21 protein-coding genes are annotated in these 23,048 nt (G+C 56.1%); 13 read left to right on the plus strand and 8 right to left on the minus strand.

What is annotated here, in order from left to right; translation table 11 throughout:
- Nucleotides 1–24: 24 nt before the first annotated feature.
- Nucleotides 25–993, minus strand: a complete 969-nt coding sequence (locus tag AABB92_RS06095) for a UV damage endonuclease UvsE (RefSeq protein WP_031377376.1) — start codon at nt 991–993, stop codon at nt 25–27.
- Nucleotides 994–1,089: 96 nt separating this feature from the next.
- On the opposite strand from AABB92_RS06095, the gene AABB92_RS06100 reads away from it, so the two are divergent.
- Nucleotides 1,090–1,455, plus strand: a complete 366-nt coding sequence (locus AABB92_RS06100; protein ID WP_031377377.1) for an MmcQ/YjbR family DNA-binding protein — start codon at nt 1,090–1,092, stop codon at nt 1,453–1,455.
- Between the two features lie 154 nt (nt 1,456–1,609).
- Complete coding sequence (locus AABB92_RS06105) at nt 1,610–1,786, plus strand: con-10 family general stress protein (RefSeq protein ID WP_031377378.1); 177 nt, start codon at nt 1,610–1,612, stop codon at nt 1,784–1,786.
- Nucleotides 1,787–1,911: 125 nt separating this feature from the next.
- Here the strand turns inward: AABB92_RS06105 and zinT are convergent, their stop codons facing one another.
- Both zinT and AABB92_RS06115 read right to left on the minus strand, forming a co-directional pair.
- The gene (gene zinT, locus AABB92_RS06110) at nt 1,912–2,562 is read right to left on the minus strand and encodes a metal-binding protein ZinT (RefSeq protein ID WP_072050985.1); all 651 of its coding nucleotides are present in this window, start codon (nt 2,560–2,562) and stop codon (nt 1,912–1,914) included.
- 86 nt (nt 2,563–2,648) lie between these two features.
- Complete coding sequence (locus AABB92_RS06115; protein ID WP_046288350.1) at nt 2,649–3,062, minus strand: VOC family protein; 414 nt, start codon at nt 3,060–3,062, stop codon at nt 2,649–2,651.
- A 195-nt stretch (nt 3,063–3,257) separates the two neighbouring features.
- On the opposite strand from AABB92_RS06115, the gene katE reads away from it, so the two are divergent.
- A complete protein-coding gene (katE, locus tag AABB92_RS06120) occupies nt 3,258–5,522 on the plus strand; it encodes a catalase HPII (RefSeq protein WP_031377381.1) in 2,265 nt (754 codons plus the stop codon).
- Between the two features lie 116 nt (nt 5,523–5,638).
- On the opposite strand, the gene AABB92_RS06125 is transcribed toward katE, so the two are convergent.
- Nucleotides 5,639–5,902, minus strand: a complete 264-nt coding sequence (locus AABB92_RS06125; protein ID WP_031377382.1) for a hypothetical protein — start codon at nt 5,900–5,902, stop codon at nt 5,639–5,641.
- Between the two features lie 451 nt (nt 5,903–6,353).
- Here AABB92_RS06125 and AABB92_RS06130 point away from each other — a divergent pair, with 451 nt between their 5' ends.
- The gene (locus AABB92_RS06130) at nt 6,354–6,815 is read left to right on the plus strand and encodes a hypothetical protein (protein ID WP_152659088.1); all 462 of its coding nucleotides are present in this window, start codon (nt 6,354–6,356) and stop codon (nt 6,813–6,815) included.
- A gap of 147 nt (nt 6,816–6,962) precedes the next feature.
- Complete coding sequence (locus tag AABB92_RS06135; RefSeq protein WP_031377384.1) at nt 6,963–7,532, plus strand: hypothetical protein; 570 nt, start codon at nt 6,963–6,965, stop codon at nt 7,530–7,532.
- 248 nt (nt 7,533–7,780) lie between these two features.
- Here the strand turns inward: AABB92_RS06135 and AABB92_RS06140 are convergent, their stop codons facing one another.
- Nucleotides 7,781–9,442: a methyl-accepting chemotaxis protein gene (locus tag AABB92_RS06140; RefSeq protein WP_031377385.1), complete on the minus strand. Its 1,662-nt coding sequence runs from the start codon at nt 9,440–9,442 to the stop codon at nt 7,781–7,783.
- 259 nt (nt 9,443–9,701) lie between these two features.
- On the opposite strand from AABB92_RS06140, the gene AABB92_RS06145 reads away from it, so the two are divergent.
- A complete protein-coding gene (locus tag AABB92_RS06145; protein WP_031377386.1) occupies nt 9,702–10,958 on the plus strand; it encodes a mechanosensitive ion channel family protein in 1,257 nt (418 codons plus the stop codon).
- A 41-nt stretch (nt 10,959–10,999) separates the two neighbouring features.
- Here AABB92_RS06145 and AABB92_RS06150 read toward each other — a convergent pair whose 3' ends face one another.
- Entirely contained in the window at nt 11,000–11,266 is a 267-nt protein-coding gene (locus tag AABB92_RS06150) for a hypothetical protein (RefSeq protein ID WP_089561265.1), read from the minus strand.
- A 463-nt stretch (nt 11,267–11,729) separates the two neighbouring features.
- Here AABB92_RS06150 and treZ point away from each other — a divergent pair, with 463 nt between their 5' ends.
- The 4 genes from treZ to budC all read left to right on the plus strand — a co-directional run bounded on the left by treZ (nt 11,730) and on the right by budC (nt 19,061).
- On the plus strand, nt 11,730–13,517 hold the full coding sequence (gene treZ, locus AABB92_RS06155; protein ID WP_089561258.1) for a malto-oligosyltrehalose trehalohydrolase: 1,788 nt from the start codon (nt 11,730–11,732) through the stop codon (nt 13,515–13,517).
- On the plus strand, nt 13,514–16,042 hold the full coding sequence (gene treY / locus AABB92_RS06160; RefSeq protein WP_031377848.1) for a malto-oligosyltrehalose synthase: 2,529 nt from the start codon (nt 13,514–13,516) through the stop codon (nt 16,040–16,042). The genes treZ and treY overlap by 4 nt, the downstream gene beginning before the upstream one ends.
- A 62-nt stretch (nt 16,043–16,104) precedes the next feature.
- On the plus strand, nt 16,105–18,180 hold the full coding sequence (gene glgX, locus AABB92_RS06165) for a glycogen debranching protein GlgX (RefSeq protein WP_046288352.1): 2,076 nt from the start codon (nt 16,105–16,107) through the stop codon (nt 18,178–18,180).
- A 116-nt stretch (nt 18,181–18,296) separates the two neighbouring features.
- The gene (gene budC, locus AABB92_RS06170) at nt 18,297–19,061 is read left to right on the plus strand and encodes a meso-2,3-butanediol dehydrogenase (protein WP_031377849.1); all 765 of its coding nucleotides are present in this window, start codon (nt 18,297–18,299) and stop codon (nt 19,059–19,061) included.
- 139 nt (nt 19,062–19,200) lie between these two features.
- Here budC and AABB92_RS06175 read toward each other — a convergent pair whose 3' ends face one another.
- A complete protein-coding gene (locus AABB92_RS06175; RefSeq protein WP_031377850.1) occupies nt 19,201–19,476 on the minus strand; it encodes a hypothetical protein in 276 nt (91 codons plus the stop codon).
- A 542-nt stretch (nt 19,477–20,018) separates the two neighbouring features.
- Here AABB92_RS06175 and AABB92_RS06180 point away from each other — a divergent pair.
- Both AABB92_RS06180 and AABB92_RS06185 read left to right on the plus strand, forming a co-directional pair.
- Complete coding sequence (locus tag AABB92_RS06180) at nt 20,019–20,561, plus strand: TetR/AcrR family transcriptional regulator (protein WP_031377851.1); 543 nt, start codon at nt 20,019–20,021, stop codon at nt 20,559–20,561.
- Nucleotides 20,558–21,727: an MFS transporter gene (locus tag AABB92_RS06185; RefSeq protein WP_046288353.1), complete on the plus strand. Its 1,170-nt coding sequence runs from the start codon at nt 20,558–20,560 to the stop codon at nt 21,725–21,727. The genes AABB92_RS06180 and AABB92_RS06185 overlap by 4 nt, the downstream gene beginning before the upstream one ends.
- Nucleotides 21,728–21,899: 172 nt before the next feature.
- On the opposite strand, the gene AABB92_RS06190 is transcribed toward AABB92_RS06185, so the two are convergent.
- Nucleotides 21,900–22,133 (minus strand): hypothetical protein, encoded by a 234-nt coding sequence (locus tag AABB92_RS06190; RefSeq protein ID WP_031375731.1) that lies wholly within the window; start codon nt 22,131–22,133, stop codon nt 21,900–21,902.
- Between the two features lie 309 nt (nt 22,134–22,442).
- Between AABB92_RS06190 and AABB92_RS06195 the strand changes: the two genes are divergently transcribed.
- Complete coding sequence (locus AABB92_RS06195) at nt 22,443–22,967, plus strand: GNAT family N-acetyltransferase (protein ID WP_031375730.1); 525 nt, start codon at nt 22,443–22,445, stop codon at nt 22,965–22,967.
- Nucleotides 22,968–23,048: the final 81 nt, after the last annotated feature.

The raw sequence follows: 23,048 nt of genomic DNA on the forward strand, positions 1-23,048 counted from the left end.
CAGCAAGGGGAAAGCTGTCGGCTGTTACGCTATCCGCTGTTGCTGTTTCGCCCACTGGTAGAGCTGTTCCCGCGCCAGATTCTTCATTTTCACTTCGCACATGATGTCGAAATCCTGAAACGACAATGCCCAGTCATTGAGCGTGTCGTTGAAGTAGTAATCGGAGTGCGCCCGCAGTTTGCTTTTCGACACGCCCAGCTGTTGCTGATCCGGCCAGCCCTGCGGCGGAATAATCCCCTCCTGTGAAATCGAATAATGCAGTACCGGCCGGACGCCGCGCCACGAAGCGATTATCGCGGCAATCCGCGCATCGTCAGGCTGGATAAACTGATTCTCTTTCACCCAGTGATGGTGAATATCCAGCACCACCGGACAGAGCGCGGCGGCCTGCAGTACGTCATCCAGCGAACAGGATATTTCATCATTCTCTACCGTCAGCATCCGGCGCGCTTCCTCGCTCAGCTGACCAAACGAACGTTTAAAACCGTCGAATCCCGCCTTACCGTTCATATGAATATTGATTTTAAAATCCTGGAAGCGTTGGCCGTAGCCCATCAGGCAGGCGCATAGGGTGTGATATTCGACATCCTCCAGCGCGCGGCTCACCACATCCGGATTATCTGACGCCAGCACCGTATATTGCCCCGGATGAAAGGAGAGTCGGATCTGGTGCGCGCGTGCCAGTTCACCGCAGCGGGCGAACAGTGGATGAAGCTCGGGTAAAAACGCGGCAAACAGCGACGTGGCCTCCGGAACGGTATAAAGCGGCAGCAGATCGCTGCCAATACGCATCATTCTTAACGGCTCCGGTAAGGTCGCTAGCTGCTCCAGCGTCAGGTAGAGCTGGTTAAGGTTGGTAACGGATATCTCATAAATCAGTTGATTACGTTGATCGTGCGGTAAACTCAGAAACCGTTTACGCGTGGTGGCGCGGAACGGGAAAAACTGTTTGCCATCGTGGTTGAGATACTTACATGCAAAGCCTAATTTCATGTCTGCTCCTGATTTATGCTTATCAGAAGTGTAACAGGCCTCAGTCACTCAGCCAGTGGGCAGTGATTGACCAACCCGGTAACAAGGAGATTCGCTATGCAGGGTGCTGATATCCAGCGCATCGCTATTGAGGCGGCCGAGCGGCTGCCTGCCGCCGAGTCCAGCTATCCGTTTGGACCGGCACATCAGGTCTATAAAGTGTGCGGTAAGGTGTTTCTACTGCTGACCGTGCTGCGGGGGGTGCCGATCATCACCCTGAAATGCCAGCCGCAGCAGGCGGAACTGCATCGCGCCATCTATCCCTCTATTACCGCCGGTTACCATATGAATAAGCAGCACTGGATCACCGTCTACCCGGGCGACGCACTGTCAGAAGGGTTGATCCAGCAGCTGGTCGACGATTCGTATCAACAGGTGGTGAAGGGAATACCGGCCTCGCGCCGGCCGGTATGGGTTGGCTGAAGTCCCGCCAATTTATGCAGATAATCAACAGATTAGCGAGGCGACAGCCGCCTCGATTTTGCCGTTTTGCTGGCATAATCCAGCCGGCAAACTAAACTTAATGCTGTGACTAGCTAGTCCTACTTATCTAAGGAACCTGATACGAGGCCTATCTATGACACAACAGAAATACCGGGGTGGCGCAGGCAACTTTGCCAATGACCCGGACCGTGCCAGTGAAGCTGGAAGTGCCGGTGGCAAAGCCAGCGGAGGCAATTTCAAGAACGATCCTGAAAGAGCCAGGGAAGCTGGCCGCAAGGGCGGTAAAGTCAGTCGGCGCACCTCTAAGTAGATCTGAGTGAAGCGCTTTAGGATTTTGTACGCCACGGATTGGCGATTTATCTGCATAAGCCGGCCGCGTTTGTCGCCTGAAAACCCGCCGTTACGGGCGGGTGTGTCAAAAGCCGAAGCAAATCCTTAATGATGCAGCATCTCATCCACCACCTGCGCATTCATCATCTGCCAGGGATAGTAGGTCGGCCAGTTATCCATCTCCGCCAGTAAAGCTTGCTGCGAACGATTACCCATAAAAATATGGAAGTGGGCTGATTTGCGCGGTGCGATGGTGTGATCGCTGAACTGCACATATTTCGGCGCATCGCTGTTCGCCTCCTGGCATTCGAACAGGTAGCGCACCCCTTTCTTGCCCGAGGTATAGGTCAGGATCCGGTGGCCGGCATAATGGTAGCGGCAGGCGCTGACCCGATCGCCAATATGAAATTCCATCACGCCGTTTTCGATGCCGATAGTGTCGACGTTGGTCGCGTAGCCTTTACGGTAATAAGCTTTAACCTGCTGCGCCGTTTTGCTGCCATCCTGCTGCGCTTTTTTGTGCCATACCGGGTCCAGCTCGCCACTTTCTAATAGCGGATAGACCGACTGCCACAGGCCATCCCAGTCCGACAGCGGGCGATCTTTAACATCCGCATCGGCAAAGTCCCCTTCCGCCGCTTTCTGTTCCATGGCTGACAACGGTTTGCCGTGCGCATGATCGCCATGCGCCGCCACCTGATTGCTGATCAACAGCGCGCCCAGCGCCATCGCCCACTTACCTGTATGATTTGCCAACGTCGCGATCCTCAATAGAAGTTACAAAATGAAATGTTATGATATAACATTTCTAACTTCAATCAGGAAATGCACGCCGGCTGCAATTAAACCGACGCGTAGGCCGGATCGTCGTTACAGAACAGCGCCAGCTTATTGCCTGCCGGATCGCGCAGGTAAGCCACGTAAAAATTCGGGTTATAGCGTTCACGAATGCCTGGCGCGCCCTCATCTGTGCCCCCTGCCCGTAGGCCCGCCGCGTAAAGCTCGTCAACCCTTTGCCGCGTCGGCGCGCGGAATCCGGCCATGTTGCCGTTACCCGGCTGCGCGTCTGCGCCATCCCACGGCTTCGCAATGTAGACGGCACCGGGTCCGTTTTGCCGATCGGGCACCTCCGGCAGCGAAAAAATCAGCTGTTCGCCATCGGGCTCAACCAGATACCCGAGCGGCAGCAGAACTGCCCGATAAAAGTGACCGGACAGCGCCACATCATTCGCACCAATAAACAGATAGCTGAGCATACAGACCTCCGAATAGTTGCAGTTGGCCGGCAATAAGCGAAACGACAGGCTGCCGCACCGGGTGAAGGTGTTATTTTAGCCCGCCAAAAAGAAACCCGGCGAGGTGAGTTAAAGTCGCGGTTTACCCCCAGCATTGGTCAGGTTGTTCTATATTTAGTGTCGTCGAAAGTAAAATAACCGCTGGAGCATGGATTAATGTCGAAAGAAACAGAGAAGAAAGAACTGAGCCACCGCGCCCCCACCACCGGGCCGGAGTCGTCAGAACCCGGACTCGGTTCGCTGGCACCTCAGGATGGATCACATCAGCCGCCAGCCGAACCGACGCCTCCCGGCAAACAACCGACCGCGCCAGGTAGCCTGAAAGCCCCGCAGACCCATAACGCTAAACTCGACCAGCTCAATGCCAGCCGTAAAAACGGCACCAACAGCCCGCTTACCACCAACCAGGGAACCCGTATTGCGAACGATCAGAATTCGCTGCGTGCCGGTTCGCGTGGGCCAACCCTGCTGGAAGACTTTATTATGCGTGAGAAGATCACGCATTTTGACCATGAACGTATCCCGGAGCGCATCGTGCATGCGCGCGGCTCAGCGGCGCACGGCTATTTTCAGCCCTACCGCTCGTTAAAAGATCTGACTAAAGCGCAGTTCCTCAGCGATCCGAATCAGGTGACGCCGGTTTTCGTGCGTTTCTCCACGGTACAGGGCGGCGCCGGTTCCGCTGATACGGTGCGTGATATTCGCGGTTTCGCCACCAAGTTTTATACCGAAGAGGGCGTCTTCGACCTGGTCGGCAACAACACCCCGGTGTTCTTTATTCAGGATGCGCATAAATTCCCTGACTTCGTGCACGCGGTGAAGCCTGAACCCCACAACGAAATCCCGCAGGGCCAGAGCGCCCACGATACCTTCTGGGATTACGTCTCTCTCCAGCCGGAAACCATGCACAACGTCATCTGGGCGATGTCCGATCGCGGCATTCCGCGCAGCTATCGCACCATGGAAGGGTTTGGTATTCACACCTTCCGCCTGATTAATGCTGCAGGCAAAGCGACCTTTGTCCGCTTCCACTGGAAGCCGGTGGCAGGCAAAGCCTCGCTGCTGTGGGATGAGTCGCAGAAACTGACCGGCCGCGATCCCGATTTCCATCGTCGCGACCTGTGGGAAGCGATTGAAGCGGGTGACTTCCCGGAATATGAACTGGGCCTGCAGCTGATCCCGGAAGAGGATGAATTCAAATTCGATTTCGATATTCTGGACGCCACCAAACTGATCCCGGAAGAGCTGGTACCGGTTGAAATCGTGGGTAAGATGGTGCTTAACCGCAACCCGGATAACTTCTTCGCAGAAACCGAGCAGGTAGCATTCCACCCAGGCCACATCGTGCCGGGCCTCGATTTTTCCAACGATCCGCTGCTGCAGGGCCGTCTGTTCTCCTATACCGATACCCAGATCAGCCGCCTCGGTGGTCCGAACTTCCATGAGATCCCGATCAACCGTCCAACCTGTCCGTACCATAACTTCCAGCGTCAGGGGATGCACCGTCAGGATATCGACACTAACCCGGCCAACTACGAGCCGAACTCGATCAACGATAACTGGCCACGTGAAACCCCGCCAGCCGCTGAAGGTGGCGGTTTTGAAAGCTACCAGGAGCGCGTTGAGGGCCACAAAGTGCGCGAGCGCAGCCCATCATTCGGTGAGTATTATGCTCAGCCGCGCCTGTTCTGGATGAGCCAGACGCCGGTCGAACAGCAGCATATTATCGGCGCTTACTCGTTCGAGCTGAGTAAAGTGGCGCGGGCCTATATTCGTGAGCGGGTGGTCGATCATCTGGCGCGGATTGACCTCGGTCTGGCGAAAGGCGTGGCGGATAATCTCGGTATCGCCCTGACCGCCGATCAGCTGAATATCCAGCCGCCAAAAGCGGTTAACGGCCTGACCAAAGATGACAGCCTGAGTCTCTACGCCATCCCGGATGGCGAGATCAAGGGCCGTCAGGTAGCGTTACTGGTCAGCGATGGCGTGAAGGCGGCAGATGTGCTGTCAATTCTGCAGGAACTGAAAGCGGTCGGTGTTCACACCAAACTGCTGGCCGCACACATGGGCCAGGTACGCGCCGATGATGGTTCGGTGCTGCCGATTGATGCCACCTTCGCCGGTCTGCCGTCACTGACCTTTGACGCCGTTATCGTGCCGGATGGCAACATCGACGCCCTGCTGCTGAGCGGTGATGCGCGTTACTTCCTGCTGGAAGCCTACAAGCATCTGAAAGTTATTGGTCTGTCAGGCGATGCACGTCGCTTCAAGGCGCAGTTCAGTCTGGGCGAAACCGAACAGGAAGAAGGCATTGTTGAGGGTGACAAAGCAGAAAACGCCCTGATGGCGGACTTCATCCAGGCGATGAAAGCACACCGCGTCTGGTCACGCAGCCAGAAAGCGCTGTCAGTACCGGCCTGACGATCGCGACGTGCTATTGCGCGTCAGATCTGCAGTAAAAAACCGCCTCCCGGGGCGGTTTTTTTACTGCTCGACCCGGTTGGCAAGCGGCGCTGCTGCAGCCAGAGATGCGCCGATCATTTCGTCTTTTTGACCCGGTTTTCACGGAACAGTAAGGTGACGACACCGAATATCCCGCCGGTCAGAAAACCATATTCGAGATCGGCGGCATCCTTACGGATATCCTGCAGCCTGATCAGCGCCCTTTCCGCATCTGGCGCAATAATTCCCTCAAACTGTTTCTGATAGCCGTCAGCCTTAAGCCGTTCGGCTGCCGCGCTGTCCTTCCGGTCGGCAGCCACCAGCTGACGGCCTTTCCTGAAAAAGAAAAATTCGGGCATGCTGAGTTCCTTTGCAGTCACGATTTGAAGCTTCAACATAACCGCAATCGGACGCTGCGCCCAGCGGAAACTCAGGCCTGGGCAGCCAGGCAAAGCGACATTGATCAGACGCCGGCTTATCCGCGCTGGCCGTCGCCTGCTTGTATTCTGTTATCGGTGGCAACGGGTCGTCCTGGTAAATGCACTAAAGCGCAATAGCGAGAAAAACAGGCGGTTGCGCCAGCGAGATGGATTCAGGCTCACGGACAACGAATGTGCCTCGCGGACGGCTGCCTCGCACGGGAGCCGGGTCGAATGCGGGTCGGGTTTGTGGCGCGGCTCTTTACCTCTTCCGTGTCATGAGTCAGCAACGGCAGATGAGGCTGGATGACAAACGTTAAAGGATGGACCAACCGTACCGATACTGTTTCAATAACTGATTAGAACGCGTGAAAACAGCCAGGAAGGGTCGATGGCACGAAGAAGAGAGCTCAAAGGAATTAGCCATTCTCTGAATAGTAGTTTTGTCAGTCGAAACAACGATTACAATGGTTTCTGGGCTATAGGCCGGTTAAAACGCTTTGCTATTAACCAGGGACTTAAATCCGTGACGTTTACCTTTCCCATGCCTGCAAGCGGTGCAAATTTTGATCTGATAAATGATATAGAGCAGCGTTATACGGTAATGCTGGCAGATCTTATACTGAAACAGCAACTGCCTGACTCATGGGTTAAAAATGCCGCTATTGTCATCGATTTTTATACAAATGATAACGCTGCTCAGTCAGCTGAGTGTCATACATCAGGTGATCCTTTTAAGTGCGTTTGTCAGATAACTGATGATAGGGGGGGTGATTATTCTTCCATCATTTATGGCCGGTGTCTGCCTCACTCGCCGGCGCGAGAATTACGATCAAACCGTTATCTCGGCTGATAATTTCTAAAAAGCTTAAACTACAATCTGAGCTGGCCCCCAAAGTGAAAATCCAGCCGAAACAGGAAGCTGCGTCAGACGCTAAAGTTGAGCGAGCATGTCAGAAAAGCGGCAGCATTACTCACTGATAAATAAGGGAATATAAGTGTGAGCAACAGTACTTATTTCAAAGATAATTTCAGGAAATGGTTTACTGCCGCAGCGGTATACATTCTGTTAGGTGGTTGGTGCTGGTATATGTTGTGGGCATCAAGCATTTCCCACAATACAGTGTTAAAAAAATCGGTTCCTGAATGGAAAACCTATATTTTATCTGGCCTGTTTATGGGCGTCATTATTCTGGCGCTGGCTTGCTGCCGGGGCACTTTTAATAAAAACGTAAAATCTCTGTTTAATGCATTCAGTGGCGGTTTTATTCTAGGCTTTGTGTTGTCCTTAAATTGTTATGATGTCTATGTTTATCTCTTCCCGGACAAAGTTATTGGCTATGAATCGGAATATGAAGTTGTCTTTCCAGGCCCGTCAAGAGGCAAGCACGGGCAGTGTGAAGCGGGTATCTGGCTAAAAGACCCGAACACCAGCAGATGGAAGCAGCTTTGTATCAATAAAGAGTATCTGCACAGCCACCGTAAGCAAGGAATGACAGGCGTATGGGTAACCGCTCGTGTGAATAATATTGGCTCTTACATCGTGAAATATGAATTTATCTACCGGTAAATTAAGCTGGCTGTAGTGATTCGCTGTAGTGATTCACCAACGTTATTCGCCAACGTATCGGCCGCTATCTTCTGTTCTGCCGACTGTAAAAATGAGTGATAGTCATTAACGTCCGCCCTTCACTGTTAGAAACGTTCACCACCGCTGCACCGCAATCAAACACCTTCCCGGTTGAGCTCAAATGCAGCGAGCTCAACCGGGTTATCACGCGATGGCGGTCAGCTTTTGCCTGGCTGACGGCCAGCCACTCAGAAGGCCTGCCAGTTCTGGTTATCCGCCTGCGGGCTGACCGCAGCAGGACGCAGTTGACTCACGACCGGCTGGGCCGGAGCTGCGGAAAACGCCGCCTGCAGGCTGCCGGTTTTAAATACCGCCACCGTTTTACGCAGATAGCTGGCCTGCTCTTCCAGCGAAGCCGCCGCGCTGGCCGACTCTTCAACCAGGGCGGCGTTCTGCTGCGTCACGCCATCCATTTCAGAAACCGCGATGCAAACCTGCTCAATGCCACGCGTCTGCTCAACTGATGATGAGGCGATCTCTTCGATCAACTGGGTTACCCGACTGACCGACGTTACGATACTTTCCATCGCCTTACCGGCTTCAGAGGCATGGCCGGCCCCGGTTCTGATCCGTTCGGCGGAGCGATCGATCAGGCCGCGGATTTCCTGAGCGGCACTGGCGCTGCGGCCTGCCAGCGAACGTACCTCGCCCGCGACCACCGCAAATCCACGTCCCTGTTCACCGGCACGCGCGGCTTCTACCGCAGCGTTGAGCGCCAGAATATTGGTCTGGAAGGCGATGCTGTCGATAATCGCAATAATGCCGGCGATTTGCCCGGAGCTTTCACTGATCTGCTCCATGTTGGCGATGACCCGGGCCACCGTCTCGCCGCCCTGGGTGGCGGTGGTTGACGCCTGTTTCGATACGGCCGTTGCCTGCTGCGCATTGTCGGCATTGAGCTTAACGGTTGAGGTCAGCTGCTCCATGCTGGCCGCCGTTTGTTCCAGCGCCGCGGCCTGCTGTTCGGTGCGTGATGAAAGATCGGTGCTGCCGGCTGAAATTTCGGCAGCGCCGGTAAAGATAGAGCGGGTGGCGTCATCAACCGAAGTAATGGTGACCACCAGCGCATCGCGCATCTGCTGTAGTTCGGTAATCAGCAGCCCCATCTCATTACGGCCTTCATGCTGAATGTCTGAGGTCAGATCGCCGGCAGAAATCGCGCGGATATAGCCGGTCAGTCGGCTAAGCGGGCCGATAAGCCGTTTTTGTAACCCGACCCAGACCGCGAAAATGATCACCACGGTCACCAGGCCAAGCACCAGCAAGGTCCAGAGCGCATCGGTCAGGCTGCGCTGGTTCTGCTCAGAGGTGTTTTTCATTAGCTGAATGTTGACCGCGCGCCAGGCCTCATAAGCGCTGTCGAGCCGATCCTGCGCCGCCTGCGCTTCCAGATTGCCGTAGCCCTGATAGTTGCGCTGTTTCAGGAAAGTCACCGAGGCCAGCATGGTGTCGTGCATTTGCTGATAGGCAGCCTGCACCTCACCGGCCTGGGCTTCATCCTGCCCCGCTTTACGCGGCAACGCCTGCCAGGCGCGGAATTCAACATCGGCGGCGGCGGCTGACTGCTCAGCCTTATCCAGCAGCGACGCCATCGCAGCCAGTGAAGCCGGATCCTGCTGATTTTTAAGGAAGCGGATCGCCACCCGATTGATAGTGACGCGGGTTTTAATCAGGGTTTTCACCGCATCGCTCAGGTGCTGTTGCTGCAGGGTTAACTGCTCCGCCGCAACGAAGTTCTGGTCTGCTTTGGAGACGGCGTTATACAACAGAAAGCCGGTCAGACTCAGCAGTGCGGTAAAGATAAAAAGTACGGCGAGAATACTGTGGGTTATTTTGAGGTTTTTAAGCATGTCAGCAAACTCATGTCAGAGGAGATAGTGCTGTTATCGGCCAGCCTGGACTTTATCTGAGTGCCGGCAGGCGATGGGCTCGCGATAAGATAAATAACCGGGCAAATGGGCCTGGTTTTAGTCGCCTGTCGGTCGGGGTTGACGCAGCCGAAGCGGCGGCAAAACCGGGCCTCAGCCGCGCTAAACGCATTCGTCGCTCAACAACCCGCGCCGCAGTGTGGTTGAATTCGCCCCTTATCTAGCTCAGCACGTGGTTAACATGCATTACATTCATAGTTTAATGGATTTTATTGAGGGAAATGCGGTGCTGTCGGCCAGCTTCAGCGTGATCCTGTTGATCATGGCCGGGATGGTGGCTCACTTAATCTGTAAGTTTTTCGTGGTCAAAGTGATCAGAAAGGTCTTTTTCAGCAGCCATAAACAGGGCGTGCCGCTGGATAAAGATGTCCGCCTGTCTCAGAAGCTGTCGAATTTTGTGCCGGTGATTGTGGTCTACAATTTCCTGCAGTTTATGCCGGGCCTGCCTGATAATCTGAAAGTGGCGATTCAGACCATCTGCGGCATTCTGTTTTTTGTCTATCTGTCGATCTTCTTCAATGAAGTGCTGGAGATTGTTAACAACTCCTATTCGCGCAAATCGAAGCGTAAGAATCACTCGATCAAGGGCTATATCCAGATTGGCAAAATTCTGGTGCATATTATCGCCGCGATCATGATTCTGGCGATTATGTCCAATAAGTCACCGGCGATTATTATCTCCTCGCTGGGTGCGGTTGCCGCGGTACTGATGCTGATCTTTCAGCACACGCTGCTGTCGCTGGTGGCGAATATTCAGCTCTCTTCCAACGATGTGCTGCAACTGGGCGACTGGATTGAGATGCCGGATAGAAATATCAGCGGCGAGGTGATCGATATTGCGCTGCATACCATCACCATCCGCAACTGGGATAACACCATCTCGCGCATTCCGACCAAGAATTTCCTCACCGAGACCTACACCAACTGGCAGGCGATGTTCTCTTCAGGCGCACGGCGGATCATGCGCAGCTTTTATCTTGATCAGAAGTCGATCACCTTTGTGAATCAGGAGATGCTGCAGGCGATGAGTCAGATCCGCATCGCCAGCGAATCGATTACGGAACTGCTGGATGGACGTGATATCAGCGCGGTCGGCGACCGCTGGTTTATGGAGAACGGTATCACCAACCTGATGGTGTTCCGTAAATTCCTGACCGCCTGGCTGACGCAGCGCGAGGACATTAAGAAAGAGATGTATATCGTGGTGCGTCCGCTGAAGCCGTCGCCGGATGGCTTGCCGGTGGAGATCTACTGCTTCACCTCCTCTATTTTCTGGGCCGATTATGAGAATACCCAGTCAGCCATTTTTGAATACATTTACGCGATGGCCCGCTATTTTGATCTGCAGATTTATCAGCATCCGGCGGGTTCGGATTTCGCCCGACTGGCCCAGCCACGTGCTGCGAGCGCTGATGCGCAGCAGAACGGCCCGCAGTAAGCCGATCGCCGCCGCACGCCCCCTGCAATGGCGCGGCGGCGTCAGCTTTTGCTCAGGGCAAAGTTCAGCACCCTGTCATTCTTCATCTGCACCGTCAGCGTCTGCCCTTCGGTGGTGTTAAGGGTGCGCGCCTCACTGTAGGTCCACTTCAGCAGACGCTGTCCATCCGGATACGGCGTCTCGCTGTCGGGCTGACCAAACAGCGAAATCAGCTGTGCCTGCGTAGTCTGGCCGGGATGGATATGCTGCAACCGCGCGGTATCCAGATTATGTCCGACGCGATTAGAGCAGCCGGATAACAGCATCATCAGCGCCACAAACAGGGCTTTCTTACTCACGTAACATCCTTTTGAAAAAATAATTTCGCGCTGCTGGATTGCCCGGCACGCCTGCGTTGGCAGGTCATCCAGCTTATACGCAATCGACCGCCGTCGGCAGGATTTTCTGCCGCCGTTCCGCCCGGACTGACCGCGGCGAGGATGCGAATCCGCGCCACTAAGTCAAATTCCCGCCTCTCTATGGTCCGCTGCCCCGCGATTGCGACATCTTAGTCTATGATTATTCTTCGTATGCCGCGTGGAAACGGTCTCATCACCGGCTTTTCGCCGCATCACACTGTTTACCAGTCCAGGATCCTGGCTGAAGAGACGCGCCAACCCATTTGGCATCCTGGTCTCGCTGACATGTTTATGTTTTTGAAGCTCGCATCATCGGCATCATTTCCGCGCGATGGCGATCATTGCGCATTTCCAGCTTAAACGAGGCAACTGAATGGAATCCAAATCATTTTTTAAAAGCTGGGGCGCCGAACGGGTGTCCAGCGATGAGGTCCGTTTCCGTCTCTGGGCAACGGGCCAGCAACGCGTCACCCTGCGGTTATCCGGCAAAGATATCGAGATGACCCGCCAGCCTGACGGCTGGTTCGAAACCCAGCTGAGCGGCGTCGCCCCCGGCGCCGAATACGATTTTGTGCTGGCGGACGGCACCGCAGTGCCCGATCCCGCCTCCCGCGGCCAGAAAGGTGAAGTCAACGGTCCGTCACTGGTGATCGATCCTGAGGCTTACGTCTGGCAAAACACCGACTGGCAAGGCCGCCCATGGCAGGAATCGGTGGTGTATGAATTGCACATCGGCACCTTTACCCCACAGGGCACCTTTCAGGCCGCGATTGAAAAGCTGCCGTGGCTGGCGGAAAACGGTATCACCATGATTGAAGTGTTACCGGTTTCGCAGTTTGGTGGCAATCGCGGCTGGGGCTACGACGGCGTACTGTTGTATGCACCGCATTCCGCCTACGGCACGCCCGATGATTTCAAAGCGTTTGTCGACGCGGCGCACGGCCATGGCCTGTCGGTAGTGCTGGATATCGTGCTAAACCACTTTGGCCCGGAAGGTAACTATCTGCCGCTGCTGTCGCCGGACTTCTTCCATAAAGAACGGCAGACGCCGTGGGGCGCGGGTATCGCTTATGACGTTGACGCGGTGCGCCGTTACATCACCGAAGCGCCGCTCTACTGGCTGCAGGAGTTTAATCTCGATGGCCTGCGCTTTGATGCCATTGATCAGATTGAAGACCCGGCCGATAAACATGTGCTGATTGAGATTGCGGAGCGCATCCGGGCTGAAATTACCGATCGACCTATTCATCTCACCACCGAAGATTGCCGTAACGTCACCTTTCTGCATCCGCGCGATGAAAAAGGTCAGGCAACGCTGTTTACCGGCGAATGGAATGATGACTTCCACAACGCGGTCCACGTGCTGGCGACCGGCGAAAACCATGCCTATTACCAGGACTTCGCCGATCGACCGGAACAACGGGTTGCCCGGGCGCTGGCGGAAGGCTTCGTTTATCAGGGTGAGGTGTCGCAGCAGTCTGGCGAGCCGCGCGGTGTTGACAGCCGCGGTCAGCCGCCGGTGGCCTTTGTCGATTTCATCCAGAACCATGACCAGGTGGGTAACCGGGCCCAGGGCGAAAGGCTGGTGAGCCTGGCCGGCGTGGAACGTACCCAGCTGTTGCTGGCTACCTTACTGCTGTCGCCGCACATCCCGCTGCTGTTTATGGGCGAAGAGTATGGCGAAACCCAGCCGTTCCTGTTCTTCACCGATTTCCATGGCGACCTGGCCAAAGCGGTGCGTGAAGGCCGCGCCCGAGAGTTTGAAGGCCATGCCGGTCACGAAGGTGAAAGCGTGCCGGACCCGAACGATCCACAGACCTTTGAACGTTCGAAGCTGAACTGGGATAAGCCGCAAACGCCGGAAGGCCAGCAGTGGCTGGCGCTGACGCGCAGACTGCTACAGCTGCGCCAGCAACACATTGTGCCGCTGCTGCACACCGCCGGCGGCCACTGTGGTCGGGTGGTGAATACCGCGCCCGGTTTCCTGGCAGTGCGCTGGGACTTCCCGCAGGGCACGCTGTCACTGGCGCTGAACGTCGGCGACCAGCCGCAACCGATCGCCGATCTGCCGGGCGAGACCCTGTTTGCCTGGCCGCAGCAGACCCCCGAACTGGCACCGGAGGCGATCGTGGTTCGTCTGGATAAAGGAGCCGCACAATGAACATCCCAACCGCCACCTACCGTATTCAGTTCCGCAACGGCATGACCTTTGATCGTGCTGCGGCGCTGGTGCCTTACCTGAAGCAACTCGGTATCAGCCACCTTTACGCTTCGCCGATCTTCAGTGCTACTGCGGAATCGACCCACGGTTATGACGTCACCGACGTTAACCAGATCGAACCGTCGATTGGTGGTCGTGCAGGTTTTGACCGCATGGCTGCGGCGCTGAAAGCGGCCGGACTCGGGCTGATCCTCGATATCGTCCCCAACCATATGGCGGCCTCGCTGGAGAATCCGTGGTGGCGCGACGTCATCGAGAACGGTGAGCAGAGCCGTTATGCCCACTACTTTGACATTGACTGGTCACGTCGCCTGACGCTGCCGTTCCTTGGCGACAGCTTTGAGACAGTGCTGGCCAACGGCGAGATCAGCGTGCAATGCGATCCGCAAAGCGGCAAACCGGCGCTGGCCTACTTCGATAACTATTACCCGCTGGCGCCGCACACCTGGCAGGGCCGTGAGGAAGAGGTGCTCGGCCTGCGCGAGCCGGACCAGATTGCCGCGCTGCATGATCAGCAGCCGTGGCGCCTGATGTCGTGGCGTGATGCACCCAACGACCTCTCCTATCGCCGCTTCTTTGAAGTGACCGGGCTGGTGGGCGTGCGGGTCGAAGATAAAGCGGTGTTCGACGCTGCACACCAGCTGATCCTCGAACTGGTGCACAGCGGTGCAGTGCAGGGATTGCGTGTCGACCACGTCGATGGTCTGGCCGATCCGCGTGGCTATCTTGAGCAGTTACGCCAGGCCGCAGGCCCTGATTGCTACCTCACGGTCGAGAAGATCCTCGGTGAGAACGAGCAGTTACCGGATGCGTGGCCGGTCTCCGGCACCACCGGTTACGAATTTATGGCCGCGCTGTCGAACGTGCTGGTGGACGGTAATCACCTTGGTGCGCTGCGTAAGGCTTATCAGGCGGTGATTGGCAAAACGGTCGACATGAAGGCCGAACTGCGCGCCGCCAAACTCCTGATGGCCAATCGCAACTTCGCGGGCGAGTTTAACCGCCTGCTGCAACTGGCTCTCGGTATCGCCAGCCACGATGGCGCGCCACAGCCGGAAGCCAAACTGAAAAATGCGCTGCGCGAGCTGCTGGTGGCGTTTCCGGTCTACCGCACCTACGGCACGCCGCAGGGCCTGACGCCGGCCGATACCGCCCTGCTGCAACAGGTGGTGAGCCAGGTAAAAGCCAGCACCAGTGCACCGGATGAGCAGGCACTTGACCTGCTGGTCCGGATTCTGCGCGGCGACGTCGCAGCCGCTGCCGCTGAAGATGCCAGCCAGTTCCGCACCCGCTTTCAGCAGCTGACCGGGCCACTGATGGCGAAATCCGTTGAAGACACGCTGTTTTTCCGTCAGCACATGGCGCTGGCGTTAAACGAAGTCGGTGCCGAGCCGCTGGCGCGCCACTTTTCGCCGGATCAGTTCCACGCCGAAATGCAGGCACGACGTGAGCATCAGCCGGATGCGCTGTCGGGTACCTCAACCCACGATACCAAGCGCGGCGAAGACGCCCGCGCCCGCTTGTATACCCTGACCGAAGCGCCAGACCGCTGGGCAGAATGTGTCGCACGCTGGCGGGAGATGAACCACGGGCAGGTGATCGCGCTGAAAGATGGTCCGGCACCGGAACCGGCGGTGGAGTGGATGCTGTATGAAGCGCTGGCCGGTGTCTGGCCGCCTTCCCTGCAGCCAGAGGACGCCGACGGTCTGGCGGCACTGGAAGCGCGCTTTGTGGTTTACGTCGAGAAAGCGCTGCGCGAAGCCAAATTACGCACCGACTGGGCAGACAATAACGATGCCTACGAACAGGCGGTACTCGACTATGCCCGTCATCTGCTGGCACCGGCCAATATCACCTTCCTGCGCGATTTCTGCTCCGCCCTGCGCCCGTTTGTGCGTGCCGGACTGGTTAACAGCCTGACCCAGACGGTGGTGAAACTCACCGCGCCAGGCGTGCCGGACATTTACCAGGGCAGTGAAGCGCTGGACTTCAGCCTGGTCGATCCGGATAACCGGCGCGAGCCTGACTTTGCTGCACTGGCCGCAATGCTGGACCAGCCGCAGCATGACGAGGGCGACGGCCACTGGCTGCGCGGTCAGGTGAATCAGCAGGCCATTGCCCGCCTGCTGGCGGTGCGTCAGCAACATCCGTCGCTGTTCCGCCACGGTGACTATCTGCCGCTGCCGGTGCACGGTGAGCATCAGGATCGGCTGCTGGCATTTGCCCGTTGCGAACCGGATCAGGCATTGATTGTGGTGGTTCCGCGGCTGGTGTTGAGCAACCTGCCGGCGACGCTCGATCAGCCACCGGCAGACCGCTGGGCCGCTACCGCGATCGCCCTGCCGCCTTCACTCAGCCAGCGCCGCTACCGTGATGTACTGAGCGGGAAAGAGATTGCGCCTGGCGAACAGCTGCAACTGGATAGCATCGCATCAGGTTGGTGTGCAGTGCTGCTGGCACAGTGATCGTCCGCTTTCAGGACGTTTTTTTTAACGCGTCAATCTGGTCATTGAATAACGAGGCATAAATGTCAAACAGTAAGCGTTTTGAAATCACGGCGGGCTACAGCCATCTGCTTGGGGCTAATTTTGATGGTCAGGGCGTTAACTTCGCTCTGTTCAGTGCGCATGCCGAGCGGGTGGAGCTGTGCCTTTATGATCCGAGTGGCAAGACTGAAATCGCCCGGCTGGAACTGCCGGAGTTTACCCATGAAGTGTGGCACGGCTACGTGCCAGGACTACAACCGGGCGCGCTGTATGGCTATCGCGTCTACGGTCCTTACGACCCGGAAAATGGCCATCGTTTTAACCCGAATAAATTACTGCTCGATCCCTACGCCCGTGAACTGGCTGGCGATATTGAGTGGAATGAGGCGCACTTTGCCTATGACCTTTATCACGAAGACAAAGACCTGACCTTTGACAGCCGTGACAGCGCGCCGTTTACCCCAAAATGCCGGGTCATCGATCCGGATGAGTTCGACTGGCAGGACAAGAACCGTCCCAACGTGCCGTGGCCGAAGACGGTGATTTATGAAACCCACGTTAAGGGTTTCACCCAGCTCAATACGGCGCTGCCACCAGAACTGCGCGGCACCTTTGACGGCATGAGCCACAAATCTACCGTCGACTACATCAAAAGTCTGGGGATTACCTCGGTTGAGCTGTTGCCGGTGCACTGGTTCCCGGATGACCAGCATCTGCTGGACAAAGGGTTGAAAAACTTCTGGGGTTACAACACGCTGGGCTTCTTTGCGCCCGCCACGCGCTACTTTGGTCCGCGCGGTATTCAGGGCTTCCGTGACATGGTGCGGGCGTTTCACGATGCCGGTATCGAGGTGATCCTTGACGTGGTGTATAACCACACCGCCGAGGGCAACGAGCTGGGCCCAACGCTGTCGTTTAAAGGCATCGATAACTTCTCTTATTACCGTACCCTGCCCGATCAGCATCGTTACTACATCAACGATACCGGTACCGGCAACACGGTTAATACCTCGCATCCGCGGGTGCTGCAGATGGTAATGGATTCGCTGCGTTACTGGTCTGAATCGATGCATATCGACGGTTTCCGCTTCGATCTCGGCACCATTCTCGGCCGTGAGCCTGAAGGGTTCGATCCGCGCGGCGGCTTCTTTGACGCAGTGATGCAGGACCCGGTCCTGTCGCAGAAAAAACTGATTGGTGAGCCGTGGGATATTGGTCCGGGCGGCTATCAGGTTGGCGGCTTCCCGCCGGGCTGGGCGGAGTGGAACGACCAGTACCGCGACACGGTGCGCGATTACTGGAAAGGCAACAACGTCTCAACCGACTTTGCGGCTCGCCTGCTGGGTTCGGGCGATCTTTACGATCAGCGCGGCCGTCGTCCGTGGGCCAGCGTCAACTTCATCACTGCCCACGATGGCTTCACCCTCAACGATCTGGTGTCGTATAACGACAAGCACAACGATGACAATGGCGAGGATAACAACGACGGGCACAACGATAACCGTTCTTACAATTACGGAGCGGAAGGCCCGACCGATGATGAGAACATTAACGCGGTGCGCGAGCGTCAGAAACGCAACTTCCTCGCGACGATGATCTTCTCACATGGCACCCCGATGCTGCTGGCGGGTGACGAGTTTGGCCGGAGCCAGTTGGGCAACAACAACGGCTACTGTCAGGACAGTGAGATCTCCTGGGTGCACTGGGATAACCTGCCGGAATCCGCCGAGGCGCTGCGCGAATTTACCCGTCAGATCCTCAAGCTGCGTGCTGACCAGCCGCTGCTGCGGCGCGAAAACTGGCGCGACGGCATGGATATCAAGTGGTTCAACGCCGGTGGCGGTTTCCAGCAGGCGGAACAGTGGGATGAAGGTTCGACGCTGGGTGTCTATATCGGGCGACCGGATCTGCAGACTGAGGAAGGCATCTGGCACGACGTGCTGATGCTGTTCAATCCATTTGAAGGCAACGTGCCGTTCCGTATTCCGCAGTTTGGTGAAGGTGGCTGGGTGCTGGAGCTGACCACCAGCGACACGGCGAAGCGCGGTCTGGTGATCACCAAAGAGAAAGATTTCGAGCTGGAGGGGCGCAGCTTCGCCCTGTTCAGACGTCCCTAGCCGTTAAGCAAGGCAGCCAGGCGCAGCGCATTTCGCGCTGCGCTTGAGTTTCTGACCATGGCTGCCAGGCTTGACCGGTTATTAACACGCAATATTGATGCTGACAAGGAGGCATAATGTCAAGATTTACGCAGAAGGTTGTGGTTGTGACAGGTGCCGGTTCTGGTATTGGTGAAGCGGCGGCTAAACGCTTTGCTGAAGAAGGCGCATCGGTGGTGCTGGTGGGAAGAACCCGCGAAAAACTGGAAAAAACCCTGGCCGGGCTGGCTGCGGGCGATCATCTGGTCGCTGCCTGTGACGTCTCTGACGCTGACCAGGTGAAGCAACTGTCAGAAACGGTACAGGATAAATATGGCCGGGTTGACGTGCTGGTCAACAACGCCGGAGTGATCGTGCAGGGCCGGATCCATGAGGTCGAGCTTGATGACTGGAAAACGCTGATGAAAACCGACCTGGATGGGGTTTTCCATGGCGTACACTACTTCATGCCCGCCCTGCTGCGCAGCAAAGGTAACGTGGTGAACATCTCTTCCGTTTCCGGCTTAGGCGGCGACTGGGGCATGAGCATCTATAACGCCGCTAAAGGCGCCATCACTAACTTCACCCGTGCGCTGGCGATGGATTACGGTGCTGACGGCGTGCGGGTGAACGCCATCTGTCCGGGCTTCACCTTTACCGATTTGACTGAAGATATGAAAGATAACCCCGAACTGCTGGAGCGCTTTTACGACCGTATTCCGTTACGGCGCGCCGGGGAAGCGGACGATATTGCCCGCGCGATTGTCTTTATTGCCAGCGAGGATGCTGCTTATATTACCGGGGTCAACCTGCCGGTAGATGGCGGTATTACCGCGTCAAACGGTCAGCCAAAACAGGCTTAATGAGCTGACAGATATCCTGACGGAGATAATCAAAAGGGCAGCGTAAATACGCTGCCCTTTTTCTTTTATCACTGCCGCGCTTCACCGCGCTTTTTATTATCTGCAGGGTCCAGGCCGTCAATAATCAGCGACAGCGGGATTAATGTCTGGGTGTATGACGGGTTGGCGTAGCGGCACGCGCCGGCTTAATTGCCGTACTGCTGGTGGTCGGGCAGATAAAATTATTCAGGCAAACACTACACATGGTGGCATTAGCGTGATGTATTTTCGCAACGGTTAATGCCTGCTGACGGGTATAAAGCGAGCCTATAAACACGCGCTTATCGCTTTTTAACAGATTAACGCAACCTTCTTTGTGTAAAATCCATCCACCCATGGGACGTGGGCACAGATAATAATAACTGGCTTTGAGCATGGTATTCATCCTAATAGTTGCTGTATGTATCTTAAAAAAACCGACAAAATTCGTAAGGGCTTATGTTTTTATCTGAAGCTTTATTAAACTAACTGAGAGTTATGCTTAAAACCACTTTATTGTACCGGTTAAACTGACTTTGGGATTTAGCCGTTTTCAGACGCCTGAGTCGCTTTAGTCCTCCAGTAAGAGTTAATTCCCTCTATGCCCCACCGTCGCCAGTTTCATTCAGCATGCTAATGATTTCAATCGATAGCCACTGATAAAATAATCTTTTAAAATCAAAATATTAAAAACAACGACTTGTTCAGCAATGCAGTGGAAGAGATCAATTTGATTAAATCAGCTGTGGTAAAAAGCGTGCCTCTGGCTGGTAATTATGAGCATTGATGAACTGAAGCAAAATTATCCAGTCATTCAACTGCTGGCCTTAATCAGACTCAGCGGCAGTGCCGTCTGGCTTAGCGGTTAATCAGTTAAGGCGGACGCGATAAATCCGTTCTCGCCTTGAAAAAGTAAAAAGATCGGTTTACTTTTAAACTATGAAAAAAAGAAACGATATTATTCAGGCGGCCGAGCGCTTGTTCTATGCCAGCGGCTTTCACGCCACCAGTACCGACCAGATATGCCGCGCGGCAGGTGTCTCGACGCGCACGCTTTATCATCACTTTAGTTCGCGGGAAGCGCTGACCGCTGCGGTGATGGATGCCCGTGAGCAGCGTTTTATGGCGGACCTGTGGATGCCACAACAGCCTGAAGCGATTGCCCGTCTGTTTCAGGTTCTGGGCGAGTGGACACAGGCGAACGGGGCAAAAGGCTGCTTTTTTCTTAAAGCCTGGGGCGAGTATGCCGAGCGGGATGCGGCGCTGGCTGCCCAGGCGCTGGCCTTTCGCGCCACGCTGCGTCGTTACATTAGCGACTGCGTCACCGTCGCGCGGGGAGAAGAACAGCCGCTGTTGAGCGACGCCATCTGGATGCTGTTTGAAGGTGCAATTACCTCGGCGCTGGTGATCGGTCCCGCCGCGGCTCAGCAGGCCGGTACGGTCGCCAGTCAGCTGCTGCAACAGCACGGTGCAGCGCAATGAGATCGCCGGGCGCGCTGGCGCTGACCGGATTTAGCCTGATTGCGGTGACCTATGGCATGGCGAGATTTTCATGGGGGCTGATGCTGCCGGCTATTTCGGCTGATATTCCGTTCAGCCCGCAGCTGGCGGGTCTGCTCTCCGCCTGCAGCTTTGTCGCTTACTGCCTGACTATTCTGGCCGCCGCCTCGCTGGCGCAGCGGTTTGGCGCGCGTCGCGTCGCGCTGCTGGCGTCACTCTGCGCGGCGAGCGGTCTGGTACTGCTCGCCTGTGCCACTTCGCCGCTGTGGCTGGCGGCGGGCCTGTTTATCGCCGGCCTGAGTTCCGGCCTGGCGTCTCCGGCGCTGGCCGCCGCCGTCAGTCAGCGGCTGAGCGCCGCCCGGCAGTCGCCGGTTAATACCCTGATTAATGCGGGCACCAGCGCCGGAATTATCCTGACGGTGCCCATATTGAACATTTTACCGGGTGGCTGGCGGGCCGCCTGCCTGCTGTTCGCGCTGCTGGCGCTGAGCTGTATCGTGCCGGTGATGCGGGTTTTACCCGGTGACACTGAAGTCGATCACCGTTGCCGCCAGCCGTGGCATCAGCAACTGTTTCGCCGTTCAATGGCGCGCCTGATCGCCATCGCCTTCGTTTCAGGCCTGACGAGCGCCGCCTGGTGGAGCTTTGGCTCCGCCCTGCTGCGGCAGCATGTCGGCCTCGATCCCGCTGCCACCAGCCTGCTGTGGCTGGTGGCAGGCGGTGCGGGGATTGCCGGCGCGGCGACCGGACCGGTCGCGGCCCGCATCGGCATGAACGCCGTTTACCGGCTGTCACTGTTGGGCATGGCGCTGCCGCTGCTGATGATCGCCTTCAGCCACGGTTATTCAGCAGGCTTGCTGATTGCGGTGGCCTGCTGCGGTGCAGGTTATGTCACGCTGTCAGGCGTGCTGCTGGTATGGGGCGCGCAGGCGACCGAAGAAACGCCGGCTACCGGCGTCGGTATCCTGTTTTTCATGCTGGCTGTCGGTCAGGTGATTGGATCGCTGCTGTTTGGTCAACTCTACGCCGCGGCGGGTGCCGTTATTGCCCTGCTGCTGTTTGCCGCCAGCGCGTTACTGCTGCTGTTTTTTGCCCCGCAAGAAGCCACACGAAGTGAGAGCAAAAAAAAACCCGCACGCTGCGGGTAAAAGTTCGTTACAGAGAAACTCTGTTCTGTTTCGGCAGCACGTCTGGGGCGAAGTTCATTTTTTCTCAGCCGACTCTTTTAAACCAGCCGGCTATTTATGCCGCTGGCAGTATCAGCGGCAAATAAACTCGCTCTGCGTCGGAAGGACTATTACGGCTGGGCAGGCTGACAGGTCAGATAACACGAATATTTTTAATTCTCGGATTTATCGTCTGGTTTAACAGCTCCTGTTCCGGCCCAAGATAATAAGGCACGGCGCACTGCTTGCCATCTTTGGTGAAAATAACCTGATTGTCATGCAGAAACAGCGCAGTGAAATAGCCTAATACCACACCATTTAATTCAAAGCAGTGTTTTCTTGCTTCACGAAGCCCCTGCTTACTATTAAGAAAATCAACAAATCGCATCACGCTGCGTCTCCCCTGGCGAATTTCATCCGCTCTGCTTTTTTATTAAACAGAGACCCGGCGAAGGATAATAGCCGTAAGCGCAGCGCGGATCATTAAAGTCGCGCGGTTTTCAGAATAGGCTTAATGGCGAATAATCAGCCGGACTGAACAGAGCAAATAATCTCAGTCCTGCCCGCTTAACAGTGCTGGCGGGGCCATCAGAGGAAATACTTATGCTTCGGTCTGCGCATATTGCGCCGGGAAAGCGCGCGCCTTATGGTGGTTTTCACTGAGCGCACCTGGGAAAGAATAGCGAAGAGGCAGGAGATGGAAATTTTTGAGGCGGATGAGCGTCATATTGCGGCGATTCAGCAGATTTATGCCTGGCATGTGCTTAACGGTACCGGTTCCTTTGAAACCGTGCCGCCGGATGAGGCGGAGATCGGTGAGCGTCTGAACAAGATTAAACAGGCGGGCCTGCCGTGGTTTATTGCCGTCGGTGACGGCGCAGTTCTCGGCTTTTGCTATCTGGCGCCCTATCGTCCGCGCCACGCCTACCGTTATACCCTCGAAGACTCAATTTATATCGATCCGCAGTTTCGTCAGCGCGGCGTCGGCTCGCGTTTGCTGCGCCATGCCATTAGCTGGGCAGAACAGGCGGGATACCGACAGCTGATTGCCAACGTCGGTGATAGCGATAACCGCGCGTCGGTCGCACTGCACTGTGCGGCAGGCTTTGAAATGGTCGGCACACTCAGGTCGGTCGGCTTCAAACATGGCCGCTGGCTTGATACCGTTTTCCTGCAGCGCACACTCGGCGTGGCTGATTCGGTGCTGCCCGCCGACGGCTAAATCACGGCGGGAATAATAAAGGCAGCCAGGCCTCGTTCACCGCTGATAAAGCTTCTGGTAATGTGTGCGGACAAAAGCAAA

Origin of the sequence: Pantoea brenneri (assembly GCF_038594305.1) — a bacterium.
GTDB lineage: Bacteria > Pseudomonadota > Gammaproteobacteria > Enterobacterales > Enterobacteriaceae > Pantoea > Pantoea brenneri.